Below are 17672 nucleotides of genomic sequence, written 5' to 3'. Positions count from 1 at the left end.
CAGTTGTGGTTTTATTAAAACTGGACGTTTTAGAATAATTATTTGGGAAATAACAATGGCGCTTAGCTGTAAAACAATTGTGACGTCATTTGCGTTACTAGCAATGACAGGCTGTACAATCATCCCCGGTAGCCATTTTGAAGGAATCGAATCGGGTGAAAAAGCAGATAACCTTGAGAAGGAGCTCGATAAAGTCAATATTCAAATCATCGACTCTTCTTTAATTAATCAGCAAAAACAATCTCAAGTTACACATACTAGACCAACAAGCTTAGACGGTGTTGATACCTCTGACTACCAATACCGATTAGGCGTTGGTGATGTACTAACGATAGGTGTATGGGATCACCCAGAGCTTACAATACCAGCGGCTGTTCAGCGTACTGCCGAATTTGATGGCTTTCGTGTTCAAGCCGATGGCACAATTACATATGCATATGCACCAAATATTCAAGCGGCTGGCAGAACAGTACAAGAAGTTCATGCAGAGCTTGTTAAGCGCTTAAGCCGCGTTATCGAAGACCCACAGGTCGATATTAAAATAGTTGGTTTTAGGAGCCAAAAAGCCTATGTCACGGGCGAGGTAAATAAACCAGGCGTACTACCAGTAACCGAAATTCCACTTACATTAATTGATGCATTAAACCAAGCGGGTGGTTTAACTGAATCTGCCGATTGGCGAACAGTGACATTTACACGCGGTGATAAAACCGAAGTTATTAAATTAGATGACTTTTACGCTAAAGGTGATATTTCACAAAATCGTTTGTTAAAACATGGCGATATTGTCCACGTAAACCGTAACGATATGCAAAAAGTGTTTGTATTAGGCGATGTTAAGCGCGCTGGTACAGTGGGTGTTAATCGTTATGGTTTAAATTTAGCCCAAGCATTAAGTGATGCGGGTGGTTTAAACGAAAATACGGCAGATGCTAACGGTGTTTTTGTACTCCGTAAACGCAATTTAGAAACTGATGGTGTAATTGCCGATGTATATCAGCTACATGCTAAAAATGTGGCGGCTTTAGTGTTGGCCGAGCAGTTTAAGTTACAACCTCACGACATTGTGTATGTAACAAGTGCACCGCTTGCGCGCTGGAACCGTGTAATAAGCTTACTACTGCCTTCTGTTAGCACAGTAGATGCAATAAACGACGTAGCAAACACAAACTAAGGGTTAAATGGTATGTTTGATTCTGTATTAGTTGTGTGTGCTGGCAATATATGTCGTAGTCCAACCGCCGAATATGTATTAAAAAGCAAACTGCAAGGCAAAAATGTAACTGTATCGTCGGCGGGGTTAACTGCCCTTGAAGGAAAACCAGCTGATGCCCAAGCTCAGTTAATTGCAAACGAGAATAATATTGATATGAGCGCGCATCAAGGTAGGCAGATTACCTCAAACCTTGTTGCGAATAATAGCGTAATACTCGTGATGGAGCAGCGCCACATAAATGACTTGTGCGCGCGTTACCCGCAGGCACGCGGTAAAACATTTTTGCTTGGTAAGTGGGTAGGCGATAAAGAAATACCCGATCCTTACCGTCAAAGCCAAGAGGCTTTTAAGCATGTTTACGAATTAATCGATAGCGCGTGTAGCGCTTGGCAAAAGTATTTATAAGGAAAGGCTAGTACATGAATGCTCAGCCCACTGCATTAGCAGCAAATAAACAAAATAGAACCCAACAAGAACAAGCAAGCCAAGAAATCGATTTAATGGCATTACTAGGCGCGTTAATTGACCGCAAATATTTTATAGCGGCAATTACGGCAGCCTTTATGGCTGTGGGTGTGTTTTACGCGGTTTTTTCTACTCCGGTATACCAAGCAACGGCCATGATACAAGTTGAAGACGGTGGTGCATCGGTACCAGGCTTTGATGACATGGCCGGTATGTTCGAAAGTACCTCAGCTGCAGTAACCGAAATTGAGTTACTAAAATCGCGCTCTGTTATTGGCGAAGCTGTCGACACGTTAAAACTTGATATAGTGGCAGAACCTAAATTATTCCCAGTGATTGGTAATAGAGCATTTCGTAAATTTACACCTATGCAAGCTGGTGAGGTAGCTGAGCCAAGTTTTGGCGCAACTAGTTATGCCTGGGGTGGCGAGAGCATAAACGTATTTAGGTTTGACGTACCCCGTTCAGCAATTGGTACTGGTTTTACCTTAGTTGCTGGTGAAGGCGCTGGCAATAATAAACAATTTACGCTTTTAAATGGCGACGGCGATGTTATTTTAAAAGGTAAAGTGGGCGAAGAGCTAACAAATGGCAAGTTTAACGTAACAATTCGCAGTTTAATTGCTCGCCCTGGCACCGAGTTTACACTTTTACGTAAAGATCGTTTAAATACTATTTTAGATTTACAAGCTGCAATAGGTGCGAGCGAAAAAGGCAAAGACTCAGGCATTATTGATTTAAGCTTACAAAGTGAAAGCGCGAATTATGCTGAAAAAGTGCTTGATAAAGTAGCCGCAATTTATGTACGCCGAAATGTAGAGCGCAATAGCGCCGAGGCGCAAAAGTCACTCGAGTTTTTAGAGGTACAGTTACCCGAGGTTAAAAAGCAACTTGAATACGCGGAGCAACGTTTTAACGACTACCAAATTAAGCGCCAATCAATCAATATTACTTTAGAGACACAAGGCGTATTAGAGCAAGTGGTAGAGCTTGAAACCAAGTTACAAGAGCTAGAGCTAAAGCGCCTAGAGCTTAGTCGTAAATTTAAAGAGAGCCACCCAACGTACCAAGGGGTGCTTGAACAAATAGAAGCAGTCGAAAAACAAAAGCAAAACCTAGTGGGCGAGGTAGGCAACTTACCCGAAACACAGCAAGAGCTATTACGTTTAAAACGCGATGTAGAAGTAAGCAACCAAATTTACACATTGCTGTTAAGTAAAACGCAAGAGCTCGATATTGTGCGTGCAGGCACGGTAGGTAATGTACGTATAATTGACTACGCCGAGGTTAATACCTCAAAACCAGTTAAACCTAAAAAAGCACTTATAGCAGTTATGGCAACCATGCTGGGCGGTATGCTCGCTGTAGCGATTGTATTAATACAAAAAGCGATACATAAAGGGGTCGAAGACCCTAACGAAATTGAGGCACTTGGCCTGCCGGTGTATGCAAGCGTACCGTACTCTGATTATCAAGATAAACTTACCGGTTTTAGCAAAGCTAAAAAAGGCCGTAATAAACCTAAAACCATACTAGCGGTTGATAACCCAGCCGACCTTTCGATAGAGGCATTACGTAGCTTACGCACCAGCTTACACTTTGCGATGATGGAGTCTAAAAACAACCTGATTGCTGTTTCGGGCCCAAGCCCAGGTGTAGGTAAGTCGTTTATATCGGTTAACCTTGCAACAGTACTGGCGCAAAGTGGTAAAAAGGTACTGATTATCGATGCTGACATGCGTAAAGGTTATTTGCAAACCCAATTTGGTATGCAATGGGACGATGGCTTAAGTGATTACTTATCGGGCCGTTTAAACTTAGAGCAAGTAACTAAACACTCGCAAGTGCAAGACCTCGACGTAATTACCCGCGGTCAAATACCACCAAACCCCTCTGAGTTACTAATGCACATTAACTTTAGTAAGCTAGTCGAAGAAATTAAAAGCAAGTACGACATTGTAATAATTGATACACCGCCTATTTTAGCGGTAACAGACCCAGCTATAGTCAGTGCCCACACAGGTACAACATTACTTGTAACACGTTTTGGCCAAAACCATGCACGCGAAATAGAGCTTACCCGTAACCGCTTTGAGCAAAATGGTATTGATGTTAAAGGCGTAGTATTTAACGGGGTACATAAAAAAGCCAGCAATGCATATGGTTATTATGGTTACTACAATTACGAATATAAATCTGAAAAATAAATTATTTTATAGAATTAATTTAGATTTTATAGGAGTTTTATACTGCGCGATCTTATAAATATTATAGATTTATATGAACTTTTGGGTTAATCGATTAGTAACGAAACCTTTTAGCGGTCGAATTAGGTTTTAAGTTTGTATTAATTATAAGGTTGCTTTAAAACAGGTAATATATCTGTACCTTTTTTCGGATTGGCGCTAGTGGTTTAATAAAAGTATTCTGTGCTGAACAATATGGTAATGAAAAAGTATTTTATATCATTTTGTTGGATGGATTAGGTTTTTTACCCTTTAGCTAATGTACGTTAAATTAAATTTAAATGTGATTTTATAAGACTTTCCTATATGACTTTTAGTTCAAAGTTAATGCGAAGTTTCAATGCATATTCAGTCAAAATGGGATTTACTTGAATGCAACAAAATGAGAAAACCAGCAGAATTATAAAAAATACATTTTTCCTGTATATTAGGTTAGTCTTAGTCTTAGGTGTGACGCTCTATACATCACGTTTAGTGCTTTCTTTGCTTGGTATTGAGGATTATGGGATATATAATGTAGTCGCTGGTGTAGTGACTATGATGTCTTTTATGAATGGTGCTATGTCATCATCTACGCAACGGTTTTTATCATACGAACAAGGTAATTCAGGTGATAAGATTAGTCACATCTTCAAAATGAGCATGAATATTCATGCAGCCATTTTTATATTAATTGTTGTTATCATTGAAACTGTAGGTTTATGGTTCTTAAATAATAAACTCAATATTCCACCAGAACGTATTTATGCAGCAAATTGGGCCTATCAATGCGCCCTAATTTCATTTGGTTTTTCAATTATGGGTATACCTTACATGGCATCCATTCTTTCGAATGAAAAAATGAATGCATTTGCATATATAAGTATTTTAGAGGTGCTTTTAAAACTAATTGCCGCATCAGTTTTGTATTTTAAGTTTGGTGATAACTTAATAATCTACTCTTCACTAGTCGCTTGCTCATCTGCACTTATTTGGTTTTTATATTATTCATACTGCAAGTATAAAGTGAACTACACTGAATACTCTTTTTTATGGGATAAACGATTACTCCAACAGTTGCTAGGTTTTACTGGATGGAACCTAATAGGCAACGTTGCGGTGGTGCTGATGAATCAAGGATTAAATATATTATTAAATATATTTTTTGGTCCAGCAATTAACGCATCACGAGCTATTGCAAGTCAAGTGAATATGGCTACGAGAGCATTTTCAGCTAACTTACAGATGTCTATGAACCCTCTAATAACAAAATCTTATGCCTCAGGTGAGCATGAATATATGCATTCTTTAGTCTTAAGAGGTTCAAAATATTCGTTTTTCTTATTGTTACTACTTACGCTTCCTATTTTGCTACAAACAGAGCAGATAATAACTCTTTGGTTAGGACAAACTCCAGAAAAAGTAATTATATTGTGTCAGTTGTCGTTAATAGACTCGTTGATAATAAGCTTGTCAGGAACCTTAATTGCAGGTGCACAAGCTAATGGTAATATAAAAAATTATCAAATAGTTACAGGAGGTATATTATTGTTAAACTTACCGTTAGCTTATATGTTATTTACTTTGGGAGCTCAGCCTGAAATGGCAATAGTTACAACCATTGTTATATCTCTTATAGCACTTTTATCTCGCTTATTCTTTCTAAGGAAGATGATTCACCTATCATTGAAAGCTTATTTTAAAGTTGTAGTCTTGAGAGTTTTAGTTGTTTCATTATTTAGTACCTTAGTTATGATGTATATAGATAGTGAAATGGGAGATACTTTTATATACTTAGTAGCTGAAAGCTTGACTTCTTTATTTATAGTATCCTTAGCTATATGGTTTTTAGGATTAGAGGGGGTAGAGCGAAAATTCATTTTAGAGAAAGTGAGCGCCTTCTATTGTAAATTAAAGTTTAAACCTATTAATTAGGTATTTTAATCTTATAAATTATTTAGCTTTGAATGTTCTGAAAGAAATTGGTGATAAATGAATTCTTGTAAAGTGATAGATGAAGTAGTCAATAAAGGTTTATGCATTGGCTGTGGTTTATGCGTGTCAGCATGTGGTAATAATAACTTGAAAATGGCTTTAAATGAGCATGGCTTTTTAGAACCACAACAAGTTTCTGGCCATTGTGAAGGTTGTAAAGGAGCCTGTCTTTCTGTTTGTCCATTTAATTCTAAACCTAACAATGATATATCAACAGAAACAAAACTTGCGAATATATTTATAAATGAGTCAAAAAATCATAATACATCAATTGGAAAATATATAAATACATATGCAGGTTTCTCTAATGAGCACAGGGTTAATTCGTCATCTGGAGGTATCGCAACTTATACACTAATCGAATTATTAGCTCGTAAAGAGATTGAATATGTAATCTCAGTAAAAGAAACAATTACAACAGATTCCCATTATGCGTATTCGATAAGTAGTACTCGAGATGAGCTTTTAGCTGGGGCTAAAACAAGATACTACCCCGTAACTCTTGCAGGTGTTTTTGAAAAAATTAAAGAGTTAGATGGTAAGTTTGGTATTGTAGGTGTACCTTGCTTTATAAAAAGCGTACGATTAGCTCAAAAGGCTGATCCAATTTTAGAAACTAAGATCAGGTTTTTGGTTGGGATTATTTGTGGTGGAGTAAAAAGCACTTTTTTCACAGAGTATCTAGCAAGTAAAGCTGGTGTAGATGTCGCAGAATATAGAAAACCTGAGTTCAGACTTAAAGATGAAACAAGCACCGCAAGTGATTATTCATTTGGTTGTTTAGATAAGGATAATAACCAAAAAACAATAAAAATGAGAATGGTTGGAGATATGTGGGGCACAGGCTTATTTAAATCTAATGCTTGTGACTTTTGTGATGATGTCACCGTAGAGTTAGCTGATATATCCTTAGGTGATGCTTGGATTGAGCCATATAGATCTGAAGGGTTAGGTACTAATGTGATAATTACGCGATCTATACTTGCTGATGATATTATCAAAAAAGGGATTGAGAATAATGCATTGACCATTGATAATTTACCAATATCCAGCTTAATTGAATCGCAACGAGGTGGATTTAACCATCGGCATAATGGCCTTGGTTTTCGTATTAAGAAAAGACGCTCTGAAGGTTTAGCTGTGCCTCCTAAACGCTTTGAGAAAGATGAGTTATCCTTCTTATTAAAGTTAATCCACTTAATGAGAATGAAGGTAAGGAAAAAAAGTTTAGAAATCTGGAAAAAAACTAAAAGTGCAGAGCAATTTGATAAAAGAATGAAGCCATACCTTTTTTTACTAAGTACTTTAACTAAAATAAATCACTACTATAAATGGTATTCAGAACCTGGAGCAATAAAAGCTTCACTTATTCGGAAAAAGTCTAAAATATTTAAATAAAAATGGCTTTGTTTGTGAATGAAAAATATAGTTTAACTTTATAAAATTTTTTATTTTAAATTACCTAGTAACTTAAATTTGTAATCTTAGCTTCTAAGTTAAACAGTCAAAAGGTTAGATTTATTTCTGGAATTACTTGTTAATGGAATGGCTATATTCTGCTTTTACTAATTTTCTATTGATATTTAAAGTTTAATAGAAATTATATCTACAATATTTAATTTATATAATTCATTATATAATTTGTTTTACTTAGTTATATTAAATACAGTTATTTTAATTCAGGACTTTTGATGAAAGGAAAAAGAGTTGGCATACTTACGTTGCCACTAATAAATAATTACGGTGGTATTTTACAAGCTTACGCCCTAAAAGAAGTATTAAGAAAAAATGGCTATGAGACCTTACTAATAGATTATAGAAAAAATAAAATTAGTAAAAAGAATTCGCTTAATATGGCTATAAGGAATTTTATAAAAAAAACAATATTAAAATATAAAAAGTTGGAACCTGCTGTTACACCTACTATTCAAAGTGAAATATCGAGAAATGCGAAAGATTTTGTTAGTAGAGAGCTAGGAAAAAAAACAAAACCAATTTACGACTTTTCCGAATTAAAAAAACTAAATTATGAAGTAGATATTTTTGTTGTTGGTAGCGATCAGGTCTGGAGACCAGAATATACACCAAATATCAGGAGATATTTTTTTGATTTTGTGGATGAAGGGAAAAAGGTAATATCGTATGCCGCTTCATTTGGGACGGATACTTGGGGCTTTACTAATGAAGAATTTAAAGATTGTAAAGTTAACCTAAGTAAATTTAATGCTCTGTCTGTAAGAGAAAAGTCTGCAATTGATATCATGCATGACAAATTTGGAGTTACTAGTGAGTTGGTTTTAGATCCAACCATGTTATTGTCAAAAAGTGATTATCTCGATCTGATTAATAAATATAATGAACAAAAAAATAAAGGGAATCTCTTTTGCTATATATTGGACAAGAATGAGTTTTCCATTTCAGTAATCAAAAAAATATCGACTAAACTTGGCTTAGAACCGTTTGAAGTTAAGCCAAAGGCTATTGATTACAATTATAAAAAAGGAAGTGAAGAATATATCTACCCTTTTATGACTAAATGGATTAGAGCATTTTATGACTCTGAGTATGTAATTGTTGATTCATTTCATGGTTGTGTTTTTTCAATAATATTTAATAAACCATTTATTGCTATTGGTAATGTAAAAAGAGGGCTTGCTCGTTTTAAATCGTTGTTATCACTTTTTGACTTAGAAGATAGGCTAATATTAAACTCAGAAAAATTTAATGAGTCTTTAATTGAACACTCTTACAACTGGGATGCAGTTAATAAAAAGGTTTTTTATTTACAAAAAAAATCTAGCAAATTTATTTTTGATAATATAAAAGATGAATAAGAACTGATATGCTTTTTTCAATCATAATACCAGCCTATAATGCAGAAAAATATATTACTAGAGCTGTAGATAGTGTAATTAATCAGAGTTTTATTGATTTTGAAGTAGTTATTATTAATGATGGCTCTAAAGATAAAACTCTTGAGGTGATTAATAATAGTTACCATGCACATGAAAATGTTACAATAGTGGATAAAATTAATGAAGGAGTATCATCCGCAAGAAATAGTGGTCTGAATATCGCAAAGGGAGAATATATTGTTTTCTTAGATGCAGATGATTGGGTCGAAAATGGCTATCTTGATTATTTAAAGAAGGTAATAGAGAATCAAGCGTGCGATGGAATTGTTTTAGGTTATATTCAAGATTTTGGTTCAAATTTTAAATTGGTGCAAAACTTTAAAAATGAAAAAATTATAGATAGTACTGAATATTCAAATTTGTTTATTAATGGTGCAATTAGTAACAATCCTTGGGATAAGGTATTTAAAAGGGAGTGCTATTTTAAAAATAACATTTTTTTTCCTGATGGAATTAGCATGGGAGAGGACTCTGTTGTTTCAGCTAAACTAGGTTTTAATTCTCAGAGCATATATATTAGTAAATCAAGTTATGTACATTATATGCAAGATACTAATGGCGTTACAACAAAAGACCTTTCAATTAAGAATATTAGTGATCTCGATAGCGCTCTTTCATGTATAATATCAGAGTATTCAAGTTTTCACCCAAGCTCAATATTAAGTCGAATGTATGTTATTAAAATGTATAATTTAACCAGAAAAGATAATTTTAAAAAGTTAGTTTCTTCACCTTACTATGTAAACTATATGAAACACATTAGTAATGTTACCTTAAAAGACTTTCACTCTTTTAAGGATGTTGTTAAGTATTATCCGCTATTCTTTTTCTCTAGAATAAATATGCTTGGTTTTTTTCATGGGTATAATAAATTTTTTAATTTTCTATATAGAATAATTATTAAATGAATTAACTATCATGATGATAAGTTTTCGCTGGAGATTGGTAAGGTGAAGGTATGAGTATTGATTCTTGTATTAAAAAAATAAACCACAAAAAAATAAAAATAGTATTTAATTCTAAACTAGATGAAAAGCAAGGGAGCGTTCGAATACCCCAGCATGGGATCAAATCTGAATTTGAAAAATTTGATGACTTTGAAGTTTATAAAAATGTGTTTTCTCAATATCACAAGTTCGATGTAGCTATCCTTCATGGAGATGAAGATGAGATAGATATAGCTAGGTTGCAAAATAAAGATATTATAATCGGGGTTGTAAAACCACACCTTGAAAGAATTGTTCATCCTTTGCTACATCGCTTTAACTTGAAGAGTTTTTTATATCAGGCTCGCATGTTTAAATCCGATTCCAAATCTTCACAAATGATAGAAAGGTTTAGAAAAATAAGTGTTGCGGACTTTGTTATAGCTGATACTGTTCATTTAAAAAATATTTTTGAATCTAAAGGGATTAACTCGCTCTATATGAAGTTAATAGAGTGTTACAGTCCAACCGAAATTCTTAATGGCAAAAAAATTAGAAGTAATGATGATGGAGCTAGTTGTATATCTTTTGGATATCATGGTAATGCCAGGCACTTTTTAGAAAGTGTGGAATACATATTTCCAGCTTTGAATATTTTAGCAGAAGAATATAATGTGAAGCTGAAAGTCGTTAGTAATATTGATCAAATTAAGAAACTTCCAAAGCATAATTTTAAATTAGAACTGTATGAGTATTCCTATCCAGAGATTTTTTCGATTTTATCAGATGTAGATATTGGGCTGGTTCCTAACCAAATTAGCCTCAAGTATAACTTCCTTGAAACTGTCTTTATCAGATTTGGCGCTTATTTTTGGAATACTGATCGTTGTGTAGATTTATTATTTCGATATAAAGAAAGTGTTAATGCTGGAAGAGCATTTATTTTTTGTCAGTTAAACATCCCATTTATTGCTTGCCCTATTCCTGAGGTGGTCTCAATATTTGGACCTGAGATGGAGGATTACTTCCCGTATACTAAAGAAACTTGGAGTTACGCAATTAGAAAGTTGGCAAGCAATAAAGAAGAGCGCTTAAGAATTAAAAAATACTTAAAAAATAAAAATGACAATGAGTTATCAACGTGCATTGAATCTCGCAAGCTTAAGAGTTACATTCTTGAAATTATAAATGATAAAAAGCGATGAATACTTTTTCTATTTTAAAAAAATTATTTTTAGACGGTATCCTCTTAATTCTTTTCTTTTGCTGGTTATCTCCCTTAAGCTTTAGTTTCATGCCAGTCAGCACAGGTAACCTCGTAGCACTTGTATTTCTGAGTTATATATTCTTTGATATGCTCGAAAATAGATTAAATAAAGTTTATTTTAAAATATTTGTAACTGTATTTATTATTATTATTACATATTCTTTGATTACGACTTTAAATGGTAACAATGACTACTCGTTAACTAATCTTTTGTTTCTACACATAATTCAATACTCTTCTGGAGCATACTTTTTCTTCACTCTAGTCAAGAACGGAACCATAAGATTACAAAATATATGCTTTTACCTTTTGTTCTGCGGTTTGTTTTTATCTGTTTGTTCAATATTATCCTACATGTCGTATGAATTTAAATTATCTCTATCATACTTACTGCCACAGTCCGGTAATATTGATCCTTTGCGTATAAATAGAGTGAGAGGGTTGTCAAATAGCGGAGGTGCTGATCATTCGATGCAATTGGCCATATGTGGCATCGGATATATTTATTTTTACTTAAAGACTTCAAAAATACTAATTAGAGCAATTCTAATTGCGCTATATTGTCTTTTAATGTTTTCTACAGTTTTTATAGCTAGAAGTGGTTTTTTAGTTGAAATAGTCATTTTATTTTTTTCAATAATCTTCTTTGATAAAAAGAAACTACTGACGATACTTATTTTTCTTATATCTATTTCCTTATCGATTTTTTTTGTTATTATGTTTCTGCCATTCATTGATTATTTGACAAATGATGTTTTTTCTGAGGAAACCTTACCCTGGTTTATTAGTTTGTTTTCAATCTTTACAGATGGTGAAATCAACAGCTCAAATAAAGACTTAATCAGTATGCTTTATGTTCCCGATAGACTAGATATATTGTTTTTTGGTTCAGGTGGATATCAATTTTTCTTAGATTATGCAAGGTCTGATTCTGGTTATGTTAAATTTATATTCTCAATTGGACTTATTCCAACAGTAACTTTTATATTTTTTTTACTTTATTCTAACTTAAAGCTATTTTATAAAGCGAATAAAAGTAACTTTTATGGAATATTATCTATTTTTATCTTTATGGCTATATTGTTAAATGTTAAAGAACCTTTCTTAATAAAAATAGGAACTGTTAATATGCTCTATCTTTCATTGTTCTTTGCATGGAATAAGTTACCTGTAACTAAATAATTACTTTTTTTGATTTTATTAAGGTAGGTTATGTTTGTCTTTATTTCACATTTTAAAACTCCCATTACTGGTGCTCACCATAGATATCAAAGGTTAGTGAAGTATATAGCAAAAACTGAATCAGTTTTTTGGGTTACGCCTTCAAAGCTTGACTCACCGAACTGTAAAACCTCGTGGGTTAATGCTTTTTTTTTAAAGCCTAGTATATTGCTACTTCTAAATTCAATACTCAGCTCTCTTTACTTATTTAATAATAGAAAAAAAATAAAGAAAATAGTTGTTTTCGGTGAGACGACATTGCTATCAGCCTTGTTTGTTAAATTAGTTACTGGGTGCCCTTTATCGATTGGGGTGCGTTCTAATGTACTAAAAAGACAGCTTATTGTTTTGGAAGGGATATCCGGAGTAAAGTTGTTAAAAATTAAATCTAAATTTTTTATTACCAATAAGGTTATACAATTTTCTTATTATTTTGCAGATGAAATAATTTGTCAAACGGATAAGGCTGCTGAGGAGCTAATTAACTCTTATAAAGTTAATCGAGGAAAAGTAAAATCTATAAATAATGATTTACCAAATAATTTTGGTTTAATTAAAAGTGAATACCCTAAGCAACCTTGTAAGTTACTGTTTATTGGCGGTGAATCAAAAATTAAGGGATTAGATATTTTACTCCAAGCGCTAAAAAACATATCTGATACGAAAGACTTTCCTTATTTAGAGATTACTTTGATTGGTGTTTCAAAAGAGTATGTTAGTCACACCTATCCATATTTGAGTGGTAGCATTAATATTACTAAAGTTATCGAAAGAACAAGCAATGTTTTTAGAGAAATGTTACTTACTGATTTGTTAATTGTCCCGTCTAGGGAGGATCAATTTCCAAATGTTATATTAGAAGCTATGGCCATAGGTTTGCCTGTGATTGGTAGTAATGTTGATGGTATTGCCTATATGTTAGCTTCTACAGAAAATACTTTCGAGCCTTTCGTACCCGATTTGGTTGATAGATTGCGCCATATTTTATCAATAGATGGTTATGCATCTTGCATTGAAAATATTGTTGTTCAATCTAAAAGGTTTGATTTTAATTGGGAAGAAACTTACCTAAGTCTAATCAATGAGAAAAAGTGGGCACAAATATGACTAAGATCGTACATATAATCAATGCAATGGAAATAGGTGGTGTAGAGGTTGGGGTCTTAAATCTTTTAAAAAGTAAAGCAGAATCTAATTATCATGTAATTACTGTTGGGGATTGTAATTCTAGTATTTATAACTCTCTCTCAGAGGATGAAAAGCAAAGACTACATATAGGTAATAGTTACTTTAAATCACTTCTACTTCTTTTTAAGTTGGATGCTCATTTGGTTGTTAGCTCTCTATGGAGGGCACACTTTGTCAGTTTACTATATAAAATGTTGAAACCGAGCTCAATAAGGTTTCATTTTGTTCATAGCGCTAGGTTTGCTCATTTAGTAGATAAAGTAATAACAAAGATATCCATTTTTCTTTCTTATAGGGTTATCTGTGATTCTCAGAATACTCAATTATGGTTAGATACAAATTTTAAAAAAACAAAGTCTCATGTAGTTCCCATGAATGTAAGTTTCTCTGAAGATAAAATAATTTTTAAATCCAACCCCATAAGCTTTGTATTTGTTGGTAGGTTTTCTAAAGAAAAAGACATAATTAAAGCTTTTACTTTTATACTTGAACTGGCAAAGCTTGATGTAGCTTGTACTTATGATCTTTATGGTCGAGATGATGGCGAGTTAGGGAAGTTAATTGACTTTGTTAATCAGCATAGATTATCAGATGTAGTTAAATTTCATAGCTCTATATTACCAACAGATATTGAAGTTGAGATGAGAAAGTATAATTACTATCTTCAGTCAAGTCACGTAGAAGGGATGGCTATTTCTGTATTTCAATCAATTAAAAATGGGTTACTTCCTGTTGTCACTCCTGTTGGGGAAATTAAAAGCTATGCAGTAGATGGAGTTAATGCTTTTTATCTAGATGTTAATAATTTAAATGAGACAGCTCTTAAGTTTAAGACCATGATTGAAAATAAGGAAATTGAGAAATTAAAAGTGGGCCACTTTGTCAATGAAAGTGACTACCCTGTTTTTGATAAATCATTTTTTAAATTACTTTATCATTATCTGTCAAAATAAATGTATTTATTGAATGCACTCTTTATTAAGGAACTATAGTTGAAATTACTCTTTATTGTTAATGTTGATTGGTTTTTTATTTCTCATCGTTTACCAATAGCAAAAAAAGCTCTTGAAAGTGGTTATGAAGTTACTATTGCAAGCAGGTTCACAGAGTATAAAGCAGAGCTATCAGAAATGGGTTTTAATGTTATTGATATTCCATTTAACAGAAGCGGTAGTGGGCTTTCGTCAGAAATAAACACAATAAAAACGATTAAAAGAGTGATTGAAGAAGTTCAGCCTTCAATTATTCATGCTGTGACAATAAAGCCCGTTTTATATACAGGTTTGGCGCTTAAAGTAGTTAAGCGTGATATCCCTTTTGTTGCCGCTATTTCTGGACTTGGTTATGTTTTTACTGCAAATTCTTTGCGTGCAAAAATTACTAAATTAATTGCATCTGCCTTTTACAAGGTTGCGCTCGCTCAAAAAAATAAGACGGTTATCTTTCAGAACTCTTCGGATGAAGATATTTTAACCGATGTTGCACATCTAAAAGTTGTTGATAAGACTTTAATTAAAGGGTCTGGTGCTGATCTCTTTATATATAATTACCTTCCCGAGAATATTAATGGGACTATTAAGGTGGTCATGGCGTGTCGCTTACTTAAAGAAAAAGGTGTGTACCAGTATGTTGAAGCTGCAAAAATAGTTAAAGGTCAGCACCCAAATGCAGAATTTTTACTCGTCGGTACACCTGATCTAGAAAACCCTAATTCTATACAGCAAAATGAAATTGACTCTTGGGTTAAACAAGGATTAGTTACTTATCTTGGCCACAGATGCGATATTCCTGACGTGTTTGCTAATTCAAACATAGTTTGTCTCCCTTCGTTTTATGGTGAAGGCGTACCAAAAGTGCTGATCGAAGCTGCGGCTTGTGGTAGAGCTATTGTAACAACTGATAACCCTGGTTGTAGAGATGCAGTAATTGAAGGTGAAACAGGCATTACCGTGCCGATTCGTGATGCTAAAGCACTTGCAACAGCAATACTTAAACTTATAGGGCAACCTGAATTAAGAGTTGCAATGGGAGCTAAGGCTAGAGTTTTTGCAGAAAAAGAGTTTGATGTTAACAGTGTGGTCAATAAGCATTTGGAAATTTATAACAATTTATTAAGTCGTGTAGAAAAATGATTGCAATAACAGGTTATACAGGGTTTGTAGGGCAGCATTTATTAGAGCTGCTAAATACCACAGATTGTTTGTTATTAGGGCGCAATCGCTTAGCTAATTATTCTCATTTTGATAAGTTTGATCTATCACAAACTAATGATTTAGATTTAGTAAGTAAATTGAGCAAGGTTGATGCTTTGGTGCATATAGCTGCTCGTGTTCATATTATGAACGATGACGCAACAGACCCTTTAGCTGAGTTCAGGGCTATAAATACTGGTGGCACTTTAAATTTAGCTAAGCAAGCAGCTCAAGCGGGTGTTAAGCGCTTTATTTTTGTTAGTTCTATAAAAGTTAATGGTGAAAGTACTACTAATAGAGCTCCCTTTACTGCTAATGATAGCCCGGCTCCTGAAGACCCTTACGGCATATCTAAAGCTGAAGCTGAGCAGCAATTACTAGAGCTCGGGAAGCAAACAGGGATGGAAATTGTGATTATTAGGCCACCGTTGGTTTACGGTGAAGGTGTAAAAGCCAATTTTGCTTCACTTATGCGCTTTGTTGGCAAAGGTTTACCATTGCCTTTTAGATCGATAAACAATAACAAACGTAGCTTAGTATCAGTTTATAACTTAGTTGATTTAATTAAAGTCTGTATTGAGCATCCTAAAGCGGCAAATCAAATATTTTTAGCCAGTGATGATCATTATTTATCAACCGCCAAAATGGTCGCGCTAATGGCTAAAGTGCAAAATAAAAACAATTTTGCTTTACCTGTGCCTGTTTGGTGCTTTAAATTAGCTGGTAAATTACTTAATAAAAGTGATGTGATTGACAGGCTAACAGGCTCTCTCCAGTTAGATGTTACCCATACAAAAAATACCCTTAACTGGAAACCGCCATACTCAGTTGAGCATGGTTTTAAACTTGCTGCTAAAACTTCAACAAAATAATTAATGGATTTATACATGATACGTTTACTCGACTTTTTGTTTTCACTGTTTGGTTTATTATTTGCGTCACCATTTTTAGTTATTTTATATATTATAGGCTTGTTTGATACCGGTTCACCTATTTTTACGCAGGAGCGTGTAGGACGACATAAAAAACCGTTTACACTTGTTAAACTTAGAACAATGAAGGTCGATACAGCCTCTGTTGCCAGCCACTTAGCAAGTACAGCCTCAATTACGCCTTTTGGTGGTTTTTTGCGTAAAACAAAGTTAGACGAACTCCCGCAACTTTGGAATGTACTAAAAGGTGAAATGAGCTTGGTTGGCCCGCGCCCTGGTTTATTCAATCAACAGGAGCTAACAGCAGCTCGCGAAGCTAAAAATGTGTATGCTGTCCGCCCAGGTATTACTGGTTTGGCTCAAGTAAACGAAATTGATATGTCTACCCCAGAACTCCTCGCAAAAACGGATCGCGAAATGATCGACACCCTCACTATAACGAGCTATTTTAAATATATTTTAATGACAGTAACGGGGAGTGGGAGCGGTGACCGCGTTAAATAGTACTCAGAGCTTAGACAATAAATGTCGTGCAAGAGGCCTTTCCCCAAGATTTAAATCAAATTATTATAAAAATCAAAGGCTAATGATATTGTATTAGTTCAGTGGCTAGATTCATATGGTTCAGCTATAATTCATGAAAATTTAACAACTATTAAGCAGCCAGTCAGCTTAGGTTGGTATGTTAATCGGCAAAAACAAGACAGGGAACTTGTTGTGGATAATATTATTCGCTCTATTTTAAATTCTTCGCGTGCTACTAAGCGCATTATTACTCTTTTTATCGACTCGCTATTTATAATATCAGCGTTTTGGCTTGCGTTAATAGTTAGGCTCGATAGCATTGCACCGCTTAGTAAAGCAGACAACTGGATGTTGCTTTTACTACTTGTGCCAACAGCATTGTTTATTTTTATTAATTTAGGCTTGTACCGTGCAGTGCTGCGGTATATGAACTCGCAAGCTTTATGGGCAATTGTGCTTGGTACCGGCCTTGTTGATCAAATGCAGCTCTCTAATAAACTCACTTAACTTACTGATATTTAGGCAGACCAAGGGTGTTGATCTTATTTAGCGCCTTCACTTTGATCATCGCTTCAACCAGTTGGCGATTGTAATCACGCGCATTT

At 34.1% G+C, this 17672-nt stretch carries 14 protein-coding genes and 1 pseudogene; all 15 read left to right on the top strand.

Going from position 1 to position 17672, the window contains the following annotated elements; genetic code table 11:
• The first annotated feature begins 55 nt into the window (after positions 1-55).
• Entirely contained in the window at positions 56-1174 is a 1119-nt protein-coding gene (locus tag JIG41_RS09930; RefSeq protein WP_199524656.1) for a polysaccharide export protein, read from the top strand.
• 12 nt (positions 1175-1186) lie between these two features.
• A complete protein-coding gene (locus JIG41_RS09925; protein ID WP_199524655.1) occupies positions 1187-1621 on the top strand; it encodes a low molecular weight protein-tyrosine-phosphatase in 435 nt (144 codons plus the stop codon).
• A 14-nt stretch (positions 1622-1635) separates the two neighbouring features.
• Positions 1636-3888 carry a polysaccharide biosynthesis tyrosine autokinase gene (locus JIG41_RS09920; RefSeq protein WP_199524654.1) on the top strand — a complete coding sequence of 751 codons (2253 nt, stop codon included), beginning with the start codon at positions 1636-1638 and terminating at the stop codon, positions 3886-3888.
• Positions 3889-4299: 411 nt separating this feature from the next.
• Positions 4300-5841: a hypothetical protein gene (locus tag JIG41_RS09915; RefSeq protein WP_199524653.1), complete on the top strand. Its 1542-nt coding sequence runs from the start codon at positions 4300-4302 to the stop codon at positions 5839-5841.
• A 57-nt stretch (positions 5842-5898) separates the two neighbouring features.
• Positions 5899-7299: a Coenzyme F420 hydrogenase/dehydrogenase, beta subunit C-terminal domain gene (locus JIG41_RS09910; RefSeq protein WP_199524652.1), complete on the top strand. Its 1401-nt coding sequence runs from the start codon at positions 5899-5901 to the stop codon at positions 7297-7299.
• A gap of 293 nt (positions 7300-7592) precedes the next feature.
• On the top strand, positions 7593-8735 hold the full coding sequence (locus JIG41_RS09905) for a polysaccharide pyruvyl transferase family protein (RefSeq protein WP_199524651.1): 1143 nt from the start codon (positions 7593-7595) through the stop codon (positions 8733-8735).
• 8 nt (positions 8736-8743) lie between these two features.
• On the top strand, positions 8744-9724 hold the full coding sequence (locus JIG41_RS09900) for a glycosyltransferase family 2 protein (protein WP_199524650.1): 981 nt from the start codon (positions 8744-8746) through the stop codon (positions 9722-9724).
• Between the two features lie 50 nt (positions 9725-9774).
• Positions 9775-10947 carry a hypothetical protein gene (locus tag JIG41_RS09895; RefSeq protein WP_199524649.1) on the top strand — a complete coding sequence of 391 codons (1173 nt, stop codon included), beginning with the start codon at positions 9775-9777 and terminating at the stop codon, positions 10945-10947.
• A 416-nt stretch (positions 10948-11363) separates the two neighbouring features.
• Complete coding sequence (locus JIG41_RS09890; RefSeq protein ID WP_199524648.1) at positions 11364-12191, top strand: hypothetical protein; 828 nt, start codon at positions 11364-11366, stop codon at positions 12189-12191.
• Positions 12192-12221: 30 nt separating this feature from the next.
• Positions 12222-13337, top strand: coding sequence for a glycosyltransferase family 4 protein (locus JIG41_RS09885; RefSeq protein ID WP_199524647.1), 1116 nt, complete (start codon positions 12222-12224; stop codon positions 13335-13337).
• On the top strand, positions 13334-14371 hold the full coding sequence (locus JIG41_RS09880) for a glycosyltransferase (RefSeq protein WP_199524646.1): 1038 nt from the start codon (positions 13334-13336) through the stop codon (positions 14369-14371). The genes JIG41_RS09885 and JIG41_RS09880 overlap by 4 nt, the downstream gene beginning before the upstream one ends.
• A gap of 39 nt (positions 14372-14410) precedes the next feature.
• Positions 14411-15550: a glycosyltransferase family 4 protein gene (locus tag JIG41_RS09875; RefSeq protein ID WP_199524645.1), complete on the top strand. Its 1140-nt coding sequence runs from the start codon at positions 14411-14413 to the stop codon at positions 15548-15550.
• The gene (locus tag JIG41_RS09870; protein ID WP_199524644.1) at positions 15547-16482 is read left to right on the top strand and encodes an SDR family oxidoreductase; all 936 of its coding nucleotides are present in this window, start codon (positions 15547-15549) and stop codon (positions 16480-16482) included. The genes JIG41_RS09875 and JIG41_RS09870 overlap by 4 nt, the downstream gene beginning before the upstream one ends.
• Before the next feature lie 15 nt (positions 16483-16497).
• On the top strand, positions 16498-17046 hold the full coding sequence (locus JIG41_RS09865) for a sugar transferase (RefSeq protein WP_199524643.1): 549 nt from the start codon (positions 16498-16500) through the stop codon (positions 17044-17046).
• Between the two features lie 213 nt (positions 17047-17259).
• Positions 17260-17532: pseudogene (locus JIG41_RS09860) on the top strand (polysaccharide biosynthesis protein); the annotation flags it as partial.
• Positions 17533-17672 lie beyond the last annotated feature (140 nt).

It is taken from the genome of Pseudoalteromonas sp. bablab_jr011 (assembly GCF_016464045.1).
Lineage (GTDB): Bacteria > Pseudomonadota > Gammaproteobacteria > Enterobacterales > Alteromonadaceae > Pseudoalteromonas > Pseudoalteromonas lipolytica.
The sequence above is the reverse complement of the archived record's forward strand: the minus strand, read 5'-3'. Positions and strand labels throughout refer to the sequence as shown.